The 14,812-nt window shown below is 56.1% G+C and carries 12 protein-coding genes and 1 other annotated feature; of the genes, 8 read left to right on the top strand and 4 right to left on the bottom strand.

The features are described 5' to 3' along the window. The first annotated feature begins 16 nt into the window (after positions 1 to 16). The 7 genes from dnaX (at position 17) to B3B59_RS19490 (ending at position 8,254) form a co-directional block, all read left to right on the top strand. Positions 17 to 1,951 (top strand): DNA polymerase III subunit gamma/tau, encoded by a 1,935-nt coding sequence (gene dnaX, locus B3B59_RS19520; protein ID WP_040076865.1) that lies wholly within the window; start codon positions 17 to 19, stop codon positions 1,949 to 1,951. After that, positions 1,281 to 1,345: a sequence feature (DnaX frameshifting element), on the top strand. Its footprint overlaps the gene before it by 65 nt. A 53-nt stretch (positions 1,952 to 2,004) precedes the next feature. Continuing rightward, positions 2,005 to 2,337 carry a YbaB/EbfC family nucleoid-associated protein gene (locus B3B59_RS19515; RefSeq protein WP_032616874.1) on the top strand — a complete coding sequence of 111 codons (333 nt, stop codon included), beginning with the start codon at positions 2,005 to 2,007 and terminating at the stop codon, positions 2,335 to 2,337. Next, positions 2,337 to 2,942 carry a recombination mediator RecR gene (gene recR / locus B3B59_RS19510; RefSeq protein WP_040076863.1) on the top strand — a complete coding sequence of 202 codons (606 nt, stop codon included), beginning with the start codon at positions 2,337 to 2,339 and terminating at the stop codon, positions 2,940 to 2,942. Before B3B59_RS19515 ends, recR begins: the two co-directional genes overlap by 1 nt. Positions 2,943 to 3,053: 111 nt before the next feature. Further along, positions 3,054 to 4,928, top strand: a complete 1,875-nt coding sequence (gene htpG, locus B3B59_RS19505; RefSeq protein ID WP_286809782.1) for a molecular chaperone HtpG — start codon at positions 3,054 to 3,056, stop codon at positions 4,926 to 4,928. 227 nt (positions 4,929 to 5,155) lie between these two features. Continuing rightward, the gene (gene adk / locus B3B59_RS19500) at positions 5,156 to 5,800 is read left to right on the top strand and encodes an adenylate kinase (protein ID WP_040076861.1); all 645 of its coding nucleotides are present in this window, start codon (positions 5,156 to 5,158) and stop codon (positions 5,798 to 5,800) included. Between the two features lie 124 nt (positions 5,801 to 5,924). Beyond that, positions 5,925 to 6,887 carry a ferrochelatase gene (gene hemH / locus B3B59_RS19495; RefSeq protein WP_207293128.1) on the top strand — a complete coding sequence of 321 codons (963 nt, stop codon included), beginning with the start codon at positions 5,925 to 5,927 and terminating at the stop codon, positions 6,885 to 6,887. 62 nt (positions 6,888 to 6,949) lie between these two features. Then, entirely contained in the window at positions 6,950 to 8,254 is a 1,305-nt protein-coding gene (locus B3B59_RS19490; protein WP_040076859.1) for an inosine/guanosine kinase, read from the top strand. Between the two features lie 74 nt (positions 8,255 to 8,328). Here B3B59_RS19490 and ybaL read toward each other — a convergent pair whose 3' ends face one another. Continuing rightward, positions 8,329 to 10,008 (bottom strand): YbaL family putative K(+) efflux transporter, encoded by a 1,680-nt coding sequence (gene ybaL, locus B3B59_RS19485; protein ID WP_046884425.1) that lies wholly within the window; start codon positions 10,006 to 10,008, stop codon positions 8,329 to 8,331. A gap of 232 nt (positions 10,009 to 10,240) precedes the next feature. Then, positions 10,241 to 11,461 carry an MFS transporter gene (locus B3B59_RS19480; protein WP_207293129.1) on the bottom strand — a complete coding sequence of 407 codons (1,221 nt, stop codon included), beginning with the start codon at positions 11,459 to 11,461 and terminating at the stop codon, positions 10,241 to 10,243. A gap of 163 nt (positions 11,462 to 11,624) precedes the next feature. On the opposite strand from B3B59_RS19480, the gene ushA reads away from it, so the two are divergent. Further along, positions 11,625 to 13,277, top strand: coding sequence for a bifunctional UDP-sugar hydrolase/5'-nucleotidase UshA (ushA, locus tag B3B59_RS19475; protein ID WP_040076856.1), 1,653 nt, complete (start codon positions 11,625 to 11,627; stop codon positions 13,275 to 13,277). A gap of 40 nt (positions 13,278 to 13,317) precedes the next feature. Here ushA and ybaK read toward each other — a convergent pair whose 3' ends face one another. Both ybaK and B3B59_RS19465 read right to left on the bottom strand, forming a co-directional pair. Next, positions 13,318 to 13,797: a Cys-tRNA(Pro)/Cys-tRNA(Cys) deacylase YbaK gene (gene ybaK, locus B3B59_RS19470; RefSeq protein WP_040076855.1), complete on the bottom strand. Its 480-nt coding sequence runs from the start codon at positions 13,795 to 13,797 to the stop codon at positions 13,318 to 13,320. A gap of 199 nt (positions 13,798 to 13,996) precedes the next feature. Continuing rightward, positions 13,997 to 14,791 (bottom strand): TraB/GumN family protein, encoded by a 795-nt coding sequence (locus B3B59_RS19465; RefSeq protein WP_286809780.1) that lies wholly within the window; start codon positions 14,789 to 14,791, stop codon positions 13,997 to 13,999. Positions 14,792 to 14,812: the final 21 nt, after the last annotated feature.

Genomic DNA, 14,812 nt, shown 5'->3' with positions numbered 1-14,812 from the left:
GTTGCAGAGCCTGCCCATGAGTTATCAGGTGTTAGCCCGAAAATGGCGACCCCAAACCTTTGCTGACGTTGTCGGCCAGGAACATGTGCTCACCGCCCTTGCGAATGGTTTATCGCTAGGACGCATTCACCACGCCTGGCTCTTCTCCGGCACGCGCGGCGTGGGGAAAACGTCCATCGCCCGCTTGCTGGCGAAAGGTCTCAACTGCGAAACCGGCATCACCGCCACGCCGTGCGGTGTATGTGACAACTGCCGCGAGATCGAGCAGGGGCGGTTTGTCGATCTGATTGAGATCGATGCCGCTTCGCGCACCAAAGTCGAAGATACCCGCGATCTGCTGGATAACGTTCAGTACGCCCCGGCCCGTGGTCGCTTCAAGGTCTATCTGATCGATGAAGTGCACATGCTTTCGCGCCACAGCTTCAATGCGCTGTTAAAGACGCTGGAAGAGCCGCCTGCGCACGTGAAATTCCTGCTGGCGACTACCGATCCGCAAAAGCTGCCGGTAACGATCCTCTCCCGCTGCCTGCAGTTCCACCTGAAGGCGCTGGATGTTACGCAAATCCGCGATCAGCTGGAGCGCATTCTTACTGCCGAACAGGTTGAGCATGAGCCACGTGCCCTGCAACTGCTGGCTCGCGCCGCCGACGGCAGCCTTCGCGATGCGCTGAGCCTGACCGATCAGGCCATTGCCAGCGGTGATGGCAAACTCTCCACCGAGGCGGTCACCTCCATGCTGGGCGCTCTCGACGACGATCAAGCGCTGTCGCTGATCGAAGCGGTGGTTGCGGCGGATGGCGAACGCGTGATGTCGCTGGTGAATGCCTCTGCGGCCCGCGGCGTCGAATGGGAAGCCTTGTTGGTTGAGATGCTGGCGCTGCTGCACCGTATTGCGATGGTTCAGCTTTCACCCGCCGCGCTCGGCAGCGATATGGCTGCTATTGAGCAGCGCATGCGCGAACTGGCCCGTACCGTCCCGCCAGCGGATGTGCAGCTCTACTATCAGACGCTGCTGATCGGCCGCAAAGAGCTGCCGTTCGCGCCGGATCGTCGGATGGGCATTGAAATGACGTTACTGCGTGCGCTGGCATTCCACCCGCGCATGCCGCTGCCTGAACCCGAAGTGCCCCAGCAGTCGTTCGCCCCGGTCGCGCCCACGGCGGTACTAACGCCGACGCAGACCGCACCGCAACCCTCGGCTCCGCCTGCGCCACGCCAGGAGGTGCCGCTGTCGGATGCCACCAGTTCGGTGCTGGCTGCCCGTAGCCAGTTGCAACGTGCTCAGGGAGCATCTAAACCAAAAAAGAGTGAACCGGCAGCGCCAGGCAGAGCGCGGCCGGTGAATAACGCCACGCTGGAACGCCTGGCATCGGTTACCGAGCGCGTGCAAAAGCAGCCATCTGCGGCCAATGCTGAGCAAAAAGCGCCGGCGAAGCCAGAGGCTTACCGCTGGAAAGCGACGACCATAACCGAAGAGGTGAAGGTTCAGGTCGCGACCCCGAAGGCGCTGAAAAAAGCGCTGGAGCATGAAAAGACACCGGAGCTTTCGGCGAAGCTGGCCGAGGAGTCGCTGGCACGCGATGAATGGGCCGCAGAGGTCAACAAACTGAAGCTGCCCAAGCTGGTGGAGCAGGTGGCGCTCAACGCCTGGCGTGAACAGGAAGAGAATCGCATCTGTCTGCATCTGCGCCCGGGTCAGCGACACCTCAATTCTGCCAGCGCGCAGCAGGTATTGACTGAGGCGCTCAGCACATTACGGGGTGCGCCGGTTGAATTGACCATCGTTGAAGATGATAATCCGGCGGTGCGCACGCCGCTGGAGTGGCGTCAGGCGATTTATGAAGAGAAACTCGCGCAGGCGCGTGAGTCAATTATCGCGGATAATAACATTCAGACTCTGCAGCGCTTCTTTGATGCTGAGCTGGATGAAGAGAGTATTCGTCCCATTTGATCGTGAGTTTGGCTTACGGTTGTCCTGTTTAACGTGAAAGAAGAGAGAAGCCTATGTTTGGTGGTAAAGGCGGTCTGGGTGGTCTGATGAAGCAAGCCCAGCAGATGCAGGAAAAAATGCAGAAGATGCAGGAAGAGATCGCGCAGATGGAAGTCACGGGCGAATCAGGTGCCGGTCTGGTGAAAGTGACCATCAACGGTGCGCATAACTGCCGTCGCGTTGAAATCGACCCAAGCCTGCTCGAAGATGACAAAGATATGCTGGAAGATCTGGTTGCGGCAGCTTTCAACGATGCCGCTCGTCGTATCGACGAAACCCAGAAAGAGAAAATGGCCTCTGTCTCCTCCGGAATGCAGTTGCCGCCAGGCTTTAAGATGCCGTTCTGATGCAAACCAGTCCGCTGCTCACGCAGTTAATGGAAGCCTTGCGCTGCCTGCCGGGTGTAGGCCCGAAGTCAGCGCAGCGCATGGCGTTTACGCTCTTGCAGCGCGATCGTAGCGGCGGGATGCGTCTGGCGCAGGCACTGACCCGCGCCATGTCAGAAATTGGTCACTGTGCAGACTGCCGTACCTTTACCGAGCAGGAGGTGTGCAATATCTGTACGAACCCGCGTCGCCAGGAAAACGGCCAGATTTGCGTGGTGGAGAGTCCTGCGGACATCTACGCCATTGAGCAAACCGGGCAGTTCTCTGGTCGCTATTTCGTGCTGATGGGGCATCTGTCGCCGCTTGACGGTATCGGTCCGGGTGATATTGGCCTTGATCGGCTTGAGCAGCGACTTGAGTCCGAGACCATTAAAGAGGTGATCCTCGCCACCAACCCAACGGTGGAGGGGGAAGCCACCGCCAACTATATTGCCGAGCTGTGTGGGCAATATGGCGTTGACGCCAGCCGCATCGCCCACGGCGTGCCGGTGGGCGGCGAGCTGGAAATGGTGGACGGCACCACGCTGTCACACTCCCTGGCCGGACGACACAAGATTATTTTCTGACCAAACGGAGGCGGCGTTCACCGCCTCCGCTTGAAAACTCCCCCCCTTATCCCCATCTCTCACTCAACGTTTTTACCACCCCATTAAATGGCATTGTTGAGGTCGACTTAGATGAAAGGACAAGAAACCCGCGGTTTCCAGTCAGAAGTAAAACAGCTTCTGCACCTGATGATCCATTCCCTGTATTCCAATAAAGAGATCTTCCTGCGCGAGCTGATTTCCAACGCCTCGGATGCGGCGGACAAGCTGCGTTTCCGTGCGCTCTCAAGCCCGGATCTGTATGAAGGTGACGGCGATCTGCGCGTACGCGTCTCGTTTAATAAAGAAAATCGCACCCTGACCATCGCCGATAACGGCATCGGTATGACCCGCGATGAAGTGATCGACCATCTCGGTACCATCGCCAAATCCGGTACCAAAGCGTTCCTCGAGTCCATGGGCTCCGATCAGGCGAAAGACAGCCAGTTGATCGGCCAGTTCGGCGTGGGCTTCTACTCGGCGTTCATCGTGGCGGACAAAGTCACCGTGCGTACCCGTGCGGCAGGCGAAAGCGCTGAAAATGGCGTGTTCTGGGAATCTCAAGGCGAAGGCGAATACACCGTTGCCGATATCACCAAAGCGGATCGCGGTACTGAAATCACCCTGCACCTGCGTGAAGGCGAAGATGACTTCCTGAACGACTGGCGCGTGCGCTCAATCATCGGTAAATATTCCGACCACATCGCGCTGCCGGTTGAGATCGAAAAACAGGAAGAGCAAGACGGTGAAACCGTCGTCTCCTGGGAAAAAATCAACAAGGCGCAGGCGCTGTGGACGCGTAATAAGTCTGAGATCAAAGACGACGAGTACAACGAGTTTTACAAGCACATCGCCCACGACTTTACCGATCCGCTGACCTGGAGCCACAACCGCGTGGAAGGGAAGCAGGAGTACACCAGCCTGCTGTACATCCCGGCGCAGGCACCGTGGGATATGTGGAACCGCGATCACAAGCACGGTCTGAAGCTGTACGTGCAGCGCGTGTTCATTATGGACGACGCCGAGCAGTTCATGCCGAACTACCTGCGCTTCACCCGTGGTCTGATTGACTCCAACGACCTGCCGCTGAACGTCTCCCGTGAGATCCTGCAGGACAGCAGCGTGACCCGCAACCTGCGTAACGCGCTGACCAAACGTACGCTGCAGATGCTGGAAAAACTGGCGAAAGACGACGCAGAAAAATACCAGACCTTCTGGAAACAGTTCGGTCTGGTACTGAAAGAAGGCCCGGCGGAAGATACCGCTAACGTTGAAGCGATCGCTAAACTGCTGCGCTTTGCCTCCACGCATAACGATTCCTCCGCGCAGACCGTGTCGCTGGAAGAGTACGTCTCCCGCATGAAGGAAGGGCAGGAGAAGATCTACTACATTACCGCCGACAGCTACGCCGCGGCGAACAGCAGCCCACACCTGGAACTGCTGCGTAAGAAAGGCATCGAAGTGCTGCTGCTGTCTGACCGCATCGACGAATGGATGATGAACTACCTGACCGAGTTCGACGGTAAATCTTTCCAGTCCGTTGCAAAAGCTGACGAATCTATCGATAAACTGGCAGACGAAGTGGATGAGAGCGCGAAAGAAGCCGAGAAAGCGCTGGAGCCGTTCGTTGAGCGTGTGAAAACCTTCCTGGGCGATCGCGTGAAAGAGGTGCGCTTCACCCACCGTCTGACCGATACCCCGGCGATTGTGACCACCGATGCCGATGAAATGGGTACTCAGATGGCGAAACTGTTCGCGGCGGCAGGCCAGGCGATGCCGGAAGTGAAATATATCTTCGAGCTGAACCCGGATCACCCGCTGGTGAAACGCGCAGCGGATACCCAGGACGAAGCACGCTTCGCCGAGTGGGTTGAACTGCTGCTGGATCAGTCCCTGCTGGCCGAACGCGGCACGCTGGAAGATCCTAACCTGTTCATTAAACGTGTGAATGCGCTTCTGCTGGCGTAATTAACCCTTACCCCTTACCCAGCCCTCTCCCCAAAGGGGAGAGGGTGTTCAATTTCCCTCTCCCCTTTGGGGAGAGGGTTAGGGTGAGGGGAAACCTCCTGCACTCCGCCAAATAATCTCCCCCGTTAACCGTTTCAGCCGTCCCGCCTTCCTTGAGCCACATCCGTTCTGATGGTATTGTTTAGCGCTTTTGAAAAATTGAACCAACTTTTGAGGGGATTTTCGCAATGCGTATTATTCTGCTTGGCGCTCCGGGCGCGGGTAAAGGAACTCAGGCTCAGTTCATCATGGAGAAATACGGTATTCCGCAAATCTCTACTGGTGACATGCTGCGTGCCGCTGTTAAATCTGGCTCCGAGCTGGGCAAACAGGCGAAAGACATCATGGACGCAGGCAAGCTGGTCACCGACGAGCTGGTTATCGCCCTGGTGAAAGAGCGCATTGCGCAGGAAGACTGCCGTAACGGTTTCCTGCTGGACGGCTTCCCACGCACCATTCCGCAGGCTGATGCCATGAAAGAAGCGGGCATCAACGTGGACTACGTTCTGGAGTTCGACGTTCCAGACGAGCTGATCGTTGACCGTATCGTTGGTCGTCGCGTGCACGCTGCCTCTGGTCGCGTTTACCACATCAAATTCAACCCGCCGAAGGTTGAAGGTAAAGACGATGTGACCGGCGAAGAGCTGACCACCCGTAAAGACGATCAGGAAGAGACCGTGCGTAAACGCCTGGTGGAATATCATCAGATGACCGCGCCGCTGATCGGCTACTACTCTAAAGAAGCGGAAGCGGGTAACACCAAATACGCGAAAGTTGACGGCACCCAGGCCGTTGCTGATGTCCGTGCAGAGCTGGAAAAGATCCTCGGCTAAGTGCACGTTTCTCACCCGGATCTCCGGGTGAGAAAAATTCTCATCCCACCTATTACAGCAATGGGTTTCGTTTACCCACATTTCCGCTACAATTGACCCCTATTCAAATGGTTAAGAGGCGTGAATGAGTCAGGCGAAAACAGGCATCCTGCTTGCCAATCTGGGTACCCCAGAAGCCCCCACCCCTGCGGCGGTAAAACGCTACCTGCGTCAGTTTTTAAGCGATACGCGCGTCGTGGATACCCCGAGATTACTCTGGTGGCCGCTGCTGCGCGGTGTCATTCTGCCGATTCGTTCCCCGCGCGTCGCAAAGCTCTATCAATCCGTCTGGATGGAAGAGGGCTCGCCGCTGATGGTCTATAGCCGTCGTCAGGAGAAGGCCCTGGCCGCCCGGTTACCGGATATGCCCGTTGAGCTGGGGATGAGCTACGGCAAACCCTCCCTGAAAAGCGCCGTCGAAGCGCTGCTGGCACAGGGGGTAGAGCACATTGTGGTACTGGCGCTCTATCCGCAATACTCCTGTTCCACGGTGGCCGCCGTCTGGGATGAACTGGCGCGCATTCTGGCGACCCGCCGCCGCATTCCGGCCGTGACCTTTATTCGCGACTACGCTGATAACGAACTCTACATCCAGGCGCTCGCCAGCAGCGCGCGCGCGTCGTTTGAAAAGCATGGCGAACCGGACCTGCTGCTGCTCTCCTACCACGGCATTCCCCAGCGTTTTGCCAACGAAGGAGACGACTACCCGCAGCGTTGCCGCGATACCACGCGCGAGCTGGTCTCTGCGCTTGGTCTGCCGCCCGAGAAGGTGATGATGACCTTCCAGTCGCGCTTTGGCCGCGAGCCGTGGCTGACGCCGTACACTGACGAAACCCTCAAAATGCTCGGTGAGAAAGGCGTGAAGCATATTCAGGTGATGTCGCCGGGCTTTGCGGCGGACTGTCTGGAAACGCTTGAGGAAATTGCGGTACAAAACCGCGAATTCTTCCTTGAAGCCGGGGGGACAAAGTACGAGTACATTCCGGCACTTAACGACTCGCCGGAGCACATTGAGATGATGGCCTCGCTGGTGACGAACAGCCGCTGATCGCGCTGAAGGCCGGGTTTGTGCTACCATTCCCGGCCCATAATCCTTGCACAGTTCAGACCATGAAATTTCCCGGTAAACGTAAATCCAAACACTACTTTCCCGTCAACGCCCGCGATCCGCTTTTGCAGCAAATTCAGCCGGAAACCGAGACCAGCGCAGCCTGGGTGGTCGGTATCGATCAGACGCTGGTGGATATCGAAGCCAAAGTGGATGATGCGTTTGTCGCGCGTTACGGTCTGAGCGCCGGCCACTCGCTGGTCATTGAAGATGACGTCGCCGAAGCGCTGTACCAGGAGCTGGTGCGTGAAAACCTCATCACCCACCAGTTTGCCGGGGGCACCATCGGCAACACCATGCACAACTACTCTGTGCTGGCCGACGACCGCTCGGTGCTGTTGGGCGTGATGTGCAGCAACATCGAAATCGGTGGCTACGCCTACCGCTACCTGTGCAACACCTCCAGCCGTACCGACCTGAACTATCTGCAGGGTGTAGATGGGCCGATTGGCCGCTGCTTCACGCTGATTAGCGACTCCGGCGAGCGTACGTTCGCCATCAGCCCGGGGCACATGAACAAACTGCGCGCGGAGAGCATCCCGGAGGCGGTGATTGCGGGCGCGTCCGCGCTGGTGCTTACCTCCTATCTGGTGCGCTGCAAGCCCGGCGAACCGATGCCGGAAGCGACCATGAAGGCGATCGAGTACGCCAAAAAATACAACGTGCCGGTCGTCCTGACGCTGGGCACCAAATTTGTTATCGCCGATAACCCAGAGTGGTGGCAGGCGTTTCTGAAAGAGCACGTCTCGATTCTGGCGATGAACGAAGAAGAGGCCGAAGCGCTGACCGGCGAAAGCGATCCGCTGCTGGCGTCGGATAAAGCGCTGGACTGGGTGGATCTGGTGCTCTGTACCGCCGGGCCGGTTGGGCTGTATATGGCGGGCTTCACGGAAGAAGAGAGCAAGCGTAAAACCCAGCATCCGCTGCTGCCGGGGGCGATTGCCGAGTTTAACCAGTACGAATTCAGCCGCGCAATGCGCCACAAAGACTGCGTTAACCCGCTGCGTATTTTCTCCCACATCGCGCCGTATATGGGCGGACCGGAGAAAATCATGAACACCAACGGCGCGGGCGACGGTGCGCTGGCGGCGCTGCTCCACGACATTACCGCCAATGCCTACCATAAAACCAACGTGCCGAACTCCAGCAAGCACAAGTTCAGCTGGCTGACCTATTCGTCGCTGGCGCAGGTGTGTAAGTACGCGAACCGCGTGAGTTATCAGGTGCTCAACCAGCACTCCCCGCGCTTAACGCGTGGCCTGCCGGAACGGGAAGATAGCCTCGAAGAGGCGTACTGGGATCGCTAAAAGCAAAAAGGCAACGTCAGTTGCCTTTTTATATTGGCTCCCTCTCCCTGTGGGAGAGGGCCGGGGTGAGGGCATCAGCCCGCCGTTACCGTCTCATTTGCTGGCGGTTTCGTCAGCAGCGTCAGCATCGTATTGGCAATCTCGCGTTCGCCCATCACCACCTGATTGGCACCACGTTCAGTAATGTAATCCACCTCATCGTCATAATGGGCGCGGGCGATAATCTCGATATTCGGGCACTTTTCGCGGGCGGTCGCTACAATTTCTCCCGCTTCATAGCCATTCGGAATAGTCAGCAACAGCCAGCGGGCGCAATCCAGATGGGCCAGATTCATGATCTCTTCGTTGGCCGCATTGCCCAGCACGGCACGTATTCCGCGCTCTCGCAGCTCATCCACGCGGGTGCGTGAGGTCTCAATTACCACCAGCGGTACGCCCTGTGCCATTAATTTCTCACCCAGCAGGCTGCCGACGCGGCCGAAGCCCACCAGCAGCGCGTGGTTGCAGATATCGACCGGGATCTGTTTCTCATCTTCAATGGCCTCTTCCAGCGTCTGCTCATCCAGGGTCTCGGTCTTGTCGAGGTACTTCTCCAGCAGGGCAAACAGCACCGGATTCAGCATAATGGAGAGGATCGCCCCCGCCAGCACCAGATTCTGTCCGGCCTGCGGCAGCAGATTCAGCGCCATCCCCAGCCCCGCAAGAATGAAGGCAAACTCACCAATCTGCGCCAGACTGGCGGCGATGGTCAGGGCGGTGCGCGGCGAGTGGCCGAACATACGCACCAGGAAGAAGGCAATAAGCGATTTGCCGAAGATAATGATGGCCAGCGTACCCAGCACTGCCAGCGGCTGGTCGATCAGAATGAGCGGATCGAACAACATCCCCACCGAGACAAAGAACAGCACCGCAAAGGCATCACGCAGCGGCAGCGTGTCGTGGGCGGCACGATGGCTCAGCTCGGATTCATTCAGCACCATACCGGCGAAGAACGCTCCCAGCGCGAAGGAGACGTCGAAGAGTTCAACGGCACCGAAGGCAATGCCCAGCGCCAGGGCCAGTACGGAGAGGGTAAACAGTTCGCGTGAACCGGTAGCAGCGCTGCGGGCCATAATCCAGGGGACCAGACGGCGGCCCACCAGCATCATGATAGCGATAAACGCCACTACCTTACCGATGGTGATACTCATATCCAGCGCCAGCGTGGCCAGACCGACGTTATCTTTCTCGATCATCCCTGCGACGGCTGGCAACAAGACCAGCGTCAACACCATCACTAAATCTTCCACAATGAGCCAGCCGATAGCGATCTGCCCGCGCTGGCTGTCTATTAACTGTCTCTCTTCAAGCGCACGCAGCAGCACTACGGTACTGGCGGTAGAGAGGCAGAGCCCAAAGACGATACCGGTCATCAGCGACCAGCCCAGCAGTGCTGAAAGCGCCATTCCCAAAAGCGTCGCCACCCCTATCTGGGCGATTGCGCCGGGTATGGCGATCGACTTTACCGCCATTAAGTCCTTCAGAGAAAAATGAAGACCCACACCAAACATCAGCAGGATCACGCCCAGTTCTGCCAGTTCAGGCGCAAGTTTAGTATCAGCAACGAAACCCGGAGTAAATGGCCCTGCCAGCACACCCGCTAATAAATAACCGACCAGAGGAGATATACGAAGTTTGTTGGCAATCATGCCAAGAATAAAAGCGAGCACAAGACCACCAACAATGGTGGTGATAAGCGGTGTGGCGTGGTGCATTCCGTCTCCTTTCGTAGCTGTGTTGATCCATTTTTGGTGGTTAACCAAAAAACCTGGTAATAGTTTATGACAAAATTAATGATTATGTTTATGAATAATTGTTGAAATTTGAATAAAAGAGCAATAAGCGTGAAAAAAAGCAGATTCGGACAAATTAACCCGAGGAGAGAGAGGAGAGGCTTGTGCCATAAGGGGAGGACGCGGCCAAAGTTTGAGTTTGGCCGCGTGTAAATCAGTCTTTTTGCCGGTTATCAGGCAGGAATATGGTCAACATCCCCAGAAGAGGCAGGAAAGCGCATATTTTGTAGACCAAAAAGATACTGGTATGGTCGGCAATCAGCCCCAGAACCGCTGCCCCAAGGCCTCCCATCCCGAAGGCAAAGCCGAAAAAGAGCCCTGAAACCATACCGATACGGCCCGGAAGCAGCTCCTGAGCGTACACAAGAATGGCGGAAAATGCCGAAGCGAGGATAAACCCAATTATCACCGTTAAAACGCCCGTCCACCAGAGGCTGGCATAGGGTAAAACAAGGGTGAAAGGGGCAACGCCAAGGATAGAGCCCCAAATCACATATTTACGCCCAATCTTGTCGCCCAGTGGCCCGCCAATAAAGGTCCCGGCAGCAACCGCAAACAAGAACGCAAACAGGTGGAACTGGGCGTTCTGAACCGATAAGCCGAATTTTTCCATCAAATAAAAGGTGTAATAGCTGCTAATGCTGGCCATATAGAAGTATTTCGAGAAAATCAGCATTAACAGAATGCTGATGGCCAGGATCACCTTATCCCGGGGCAGCGGATTAACTACAGGTGCCTTAGGTTTGCCCTTGTTGACACGATGTTGAGCAGCATACCAGCGGCTGATTTGCGCCAGGACCACGATGGCCAGAAGCGCTGCCAACACAAACCACGCGACATTCCCTTTACCGTAAGGGGCGATAATTACTGCTGCCAGCAGTGGCCCCAGTGAGCTCCCAAAGTTACCGCCCACCTGGAACAAGGATTGCGCCAGACCGTGACGGCCACCGGAGGCCATCCGCGCCACGCGCGATGACTCAGGATGAAATACGGAAGAGCCCGTACCCACTAGCGCCGCCGCGACCAGCACGGCTTCAAAGCTGCCCGCCATCGCCAGCAGAACCAGCCCGCTCAGGGTAAAGCACATGCCAATCGGTAGCGACCAGGGCATCGGATACTTATCTGTCCAGTAACCCACCACCGGCTGCAACAGCGATGAGGCCAGCTGGAAGGTGAGGGTAATCATGCCTATCTGCACGAAAGTGAGTGAGAATTCGCTCTGCAGCAGCGGATAGATCGCCAGAATCAGCGACTGAATCATATCGTTAAGCAGATGCGAGAGGCTGATGGCACCGAGAATGCCAAAAGAAGTGCGCGCCTTCGATGACGATGGCGGAGCGCCGGAGGCCGGCTGGGTTGTTTCACTGATTGCCATAAATACCACGTCGGATGTTATTAGAAATGCAGGGTGTAATTATTATTCAACTAACATACCTTTCAGCGACATTTGAAGGAAGTCGCAATTCTGAAAACTTATTTGTCTATTCTGATTACTCATTGTAATTTTTGCGTTTGTCTAAAGGTCAGGGAGAGAGAATATGAAGTTTGTGAAGCGAGGCGTCGCGTTGGCGTTGCTGGTGGCCGGGAGCGTGGCAAGCCTGCCTGCCCAGGCATATGAAAAAGATAAAACTTACAAAATCACCATCCTGCACACCAACGATCACCACGGTCACTTCTGGCGCAGCGAATACGGCGAATACGGTCTGTCCGCGCAAAAAACGCTGGTCGACGGCATTCGTAAAGAGGTGGCAGCCGAGGGTGGCAGCGTATTACTGCTTTCCGGCGGCGATATCAATACCGGGGTACCGGAGTCAGATTTGCAGGATGCGGAGCCTGATTTCCGTGGCATGAATTTAATCGGCTATGACGCGATGGCCGTCGGTAATCATGAATTCGATAATCCGCTTACGGTATTACGTCAGCAGGAAAAATGGGCCAAATTCCCGTTCCTCTCTGCCAATATTTATCAGAAAAGCACCGGCGAACGTTTATTCAAGCCGTGGGCCATCTTTAAACGTCAGGATATTAAAATCGCGGTGATTGGTCTGACGACAGACGATACGGCGAAAATCGGTAATCCGGAATTTTTTACCGACATCGAATTTCGCAAACCCGCTGAAGAGGCGAAACTGGTCATCCAGGAGTTACAACAGAACGAAAAACCGGATGTCTTGATCGCTACCACCCATATGGGCCATTACGATAATGGTGAACACGGTTCTAATGCGCCGGGCGATGTGGAGATGGCGCGCAGCCTGCCTGCCGGCTCGCTGGCAATGATTGTGGGTGGTCACTCACAAGATCCGGTGTGCATGGCCTCTGAAAACAAAAAACAGGTTGATTACGTGCCAGGGACGCCGTGCGCCCCCGATCAGCAGAACGGGATCTGGATTGTACAGGCGCATGAGTGGGGCAAATATGTCGGTCGCGCCGATTTTGAGTTCCGCAATGGCGAAATGAAGATGGTCCGTTATCAACTGATTCCGGTCAATCTGAAGAAGAAAGTGACCTATGACAACGGTGAGAGTGAGCGTGTGCTCTTCACCCCCGAAATTGCCGAAAACCAGCAGATGCTCTCCATGCTCACCCCTTTCCAGAATAAAGGCAAAGCGCAGCTGGAGGTGAAAATTGGTACGCTCAATGGCCGTCTTGAGGGCGATCGCAGCAAGGTACGCTTTGTGCAGACCAATATGGGGCATCTGATCCTGGCGGCGCAGATGGCGCGCACCAATGCCGATTTTGCGGTGATGAGCGGTGGTGGGGTACGTGACTCTATCGAAGGGGGCGACATCACCTACAAAGATGTGCTGAAGGTACAGCCATTTGGCAACCTGGTGGTCTATGCCGACATGACCGGTAAAGAGGTGACCGAATATCTTACCGCTGTAGCGAAGATGAAACCCGATTCCGGTGCCTATCCTCAATTTGCCAATGTCAGCTTTGTCGCAAAAGAGGGTGTGCTCAACGATCTGAAGATCAAAGGCGAGCCCGTCGATCCGGCAAAAACCTATCGCATGGCAACCCTGAGTTTTAACGCCACCGGCGGCGATGGTTATCCGCGTCTGGATGAGAAACCGGGGTATGTGAATACTGGCTTTATTGATGCTGAAGTGCTGAAGCAATATATCCAGCAGAATTCTCCCCTGGATGTGAATAGCTATGAACCGAAAGGTGAAGTGAGCTGGCAGTAACGATTCACAGTACCGGCCTGGCAGCAGGCCGGTACGGCGTTTAATCCCGGCGAGCGATATCCGCAAACTGCGCATCCAGCATTTTCGCCAGATCCGCCGCGGCCAGCTCAATATCCAGGCCGCGTTTGCCACCAGAAATATAGATAGTGTCAAACGTCTGTGCCGGGGCATCAATGACCGTTGGCAGGCGTTTTTTCTGCCCCAGCGGGCTTATCCCCCCCACCAGGTAACCCGTGATACGTTGCGCAACCATCGGGTCAGCCATATCCACTTTCTTCGCCCCCAGCGCCTTTGCCACCTTTTTTAAATCTAACTGCCCGGCCACCGGGGTAACCGCCACCGCCAGGTGCTTCATATCGCCATTAATCGCCACTAATAGCGTCTTATAAACCTGATCGGCATTGAGCCCAAGTTTTTGCACGACTTCATCGCCGAAGTTCGTTTCGTTAGGGTCATGATCGTAGGCGTGGATACGGAAAGAAACCTTGTTTTTTTCGAGTAATTTAACGGCGGGTGTCATAACAATCCTTCTTACCAAAGACAGTGTATGTGCTCAGCATACGTCCGGATGTTGCTTAAAAAATAGCACCATCTTGCGCAATAGTGTTGGCAGTGATGGGCACTTTGAGCGACAATCGAGAGATCCGGAGGCTTCCTCCGGCATAACTAAAATAATGAAATTCCTCTTTGACGGGCCAATAGCGATATTGGCCATTTTTTTAACGCAGCAATGCGGGCAAATTTCCCTCGCCATACAAATGCAGCGCCCCCACGGCCACGACATAACGTCCCGGCGGTAGGGCGTGGAGCTTCTCACACCAGGCCTGGTTTCGGGCGTGCATTAATACGTCGTAGAGCGATTCACTAAAGGTGGCTGGCAGCGCCTGCGGGCTGGCGGCGGGCGGCGCATCCAGCCACCAGCTAATCATCGTCTGTAGCAGCCGGGCGTTGGTGTGCCAGTGGGTCAACGTATCTTCCAGCAACAGTATTCCGTCATTTGGCAACTGACGCAGCAACGCTATCTGGCTGTCAGCCCCTTCCAGCTCTATCACCGGAATGGCGCGTTCACGCGCCAGATGCAGCAACTGATAATCAATGCCGTAATCGCCCCGAAGCCCCAGACGCTGCGCCTGTGTGGCCTGCAATACCATGGCAATTTGCCACAACGGCTGAGTTTCGAGCATCGACAGCGGTAAGCTCAGCTCGCCGGCCAGCCGTTCCAGCTCGGTGAGCTGTTCAGGGCTGAGGCGTTCCGCCAGAGGAGGGGGGATCGCCAGATCGGCGAAGGGTGAGTCGTTGCCCGAAATATCGGCTTCAACGATTAACGCATCGGCTTTTTGCACCAGGCGGATCAGTCCGGCAGGTAGCGGCGACATATCTTGCGTGCCCATATGAATGCTGCCTACCAGGTGCAGATGTTGCCCGCCGGGCAGTACGATATCCAGCCCCGGCCAGGGATAACGGCGTGGGAAGTGCGTGCTCAATGCAGATTTTATACGGCTAAACAGACTCATACGCGCTCCCTGTAGCGAAAG

The sequence above is a fragment of the Leclercia sp. UBA2479 genome (assembly GCF_002341985.1).
Taxonomy (GTDB): domain Bacteria; phylum Pseudomonadota; class Gammaproteobacteria; order Enterobacterales; family Enterobacteriaceae; genus Enterobacter; species Enterobacter pneumoniae.
The sequence above is the reverse complement of the archived record's forward strand: the minus strand, read 5'-3'. Positions and strand labels throughout refer to the sequence as shown.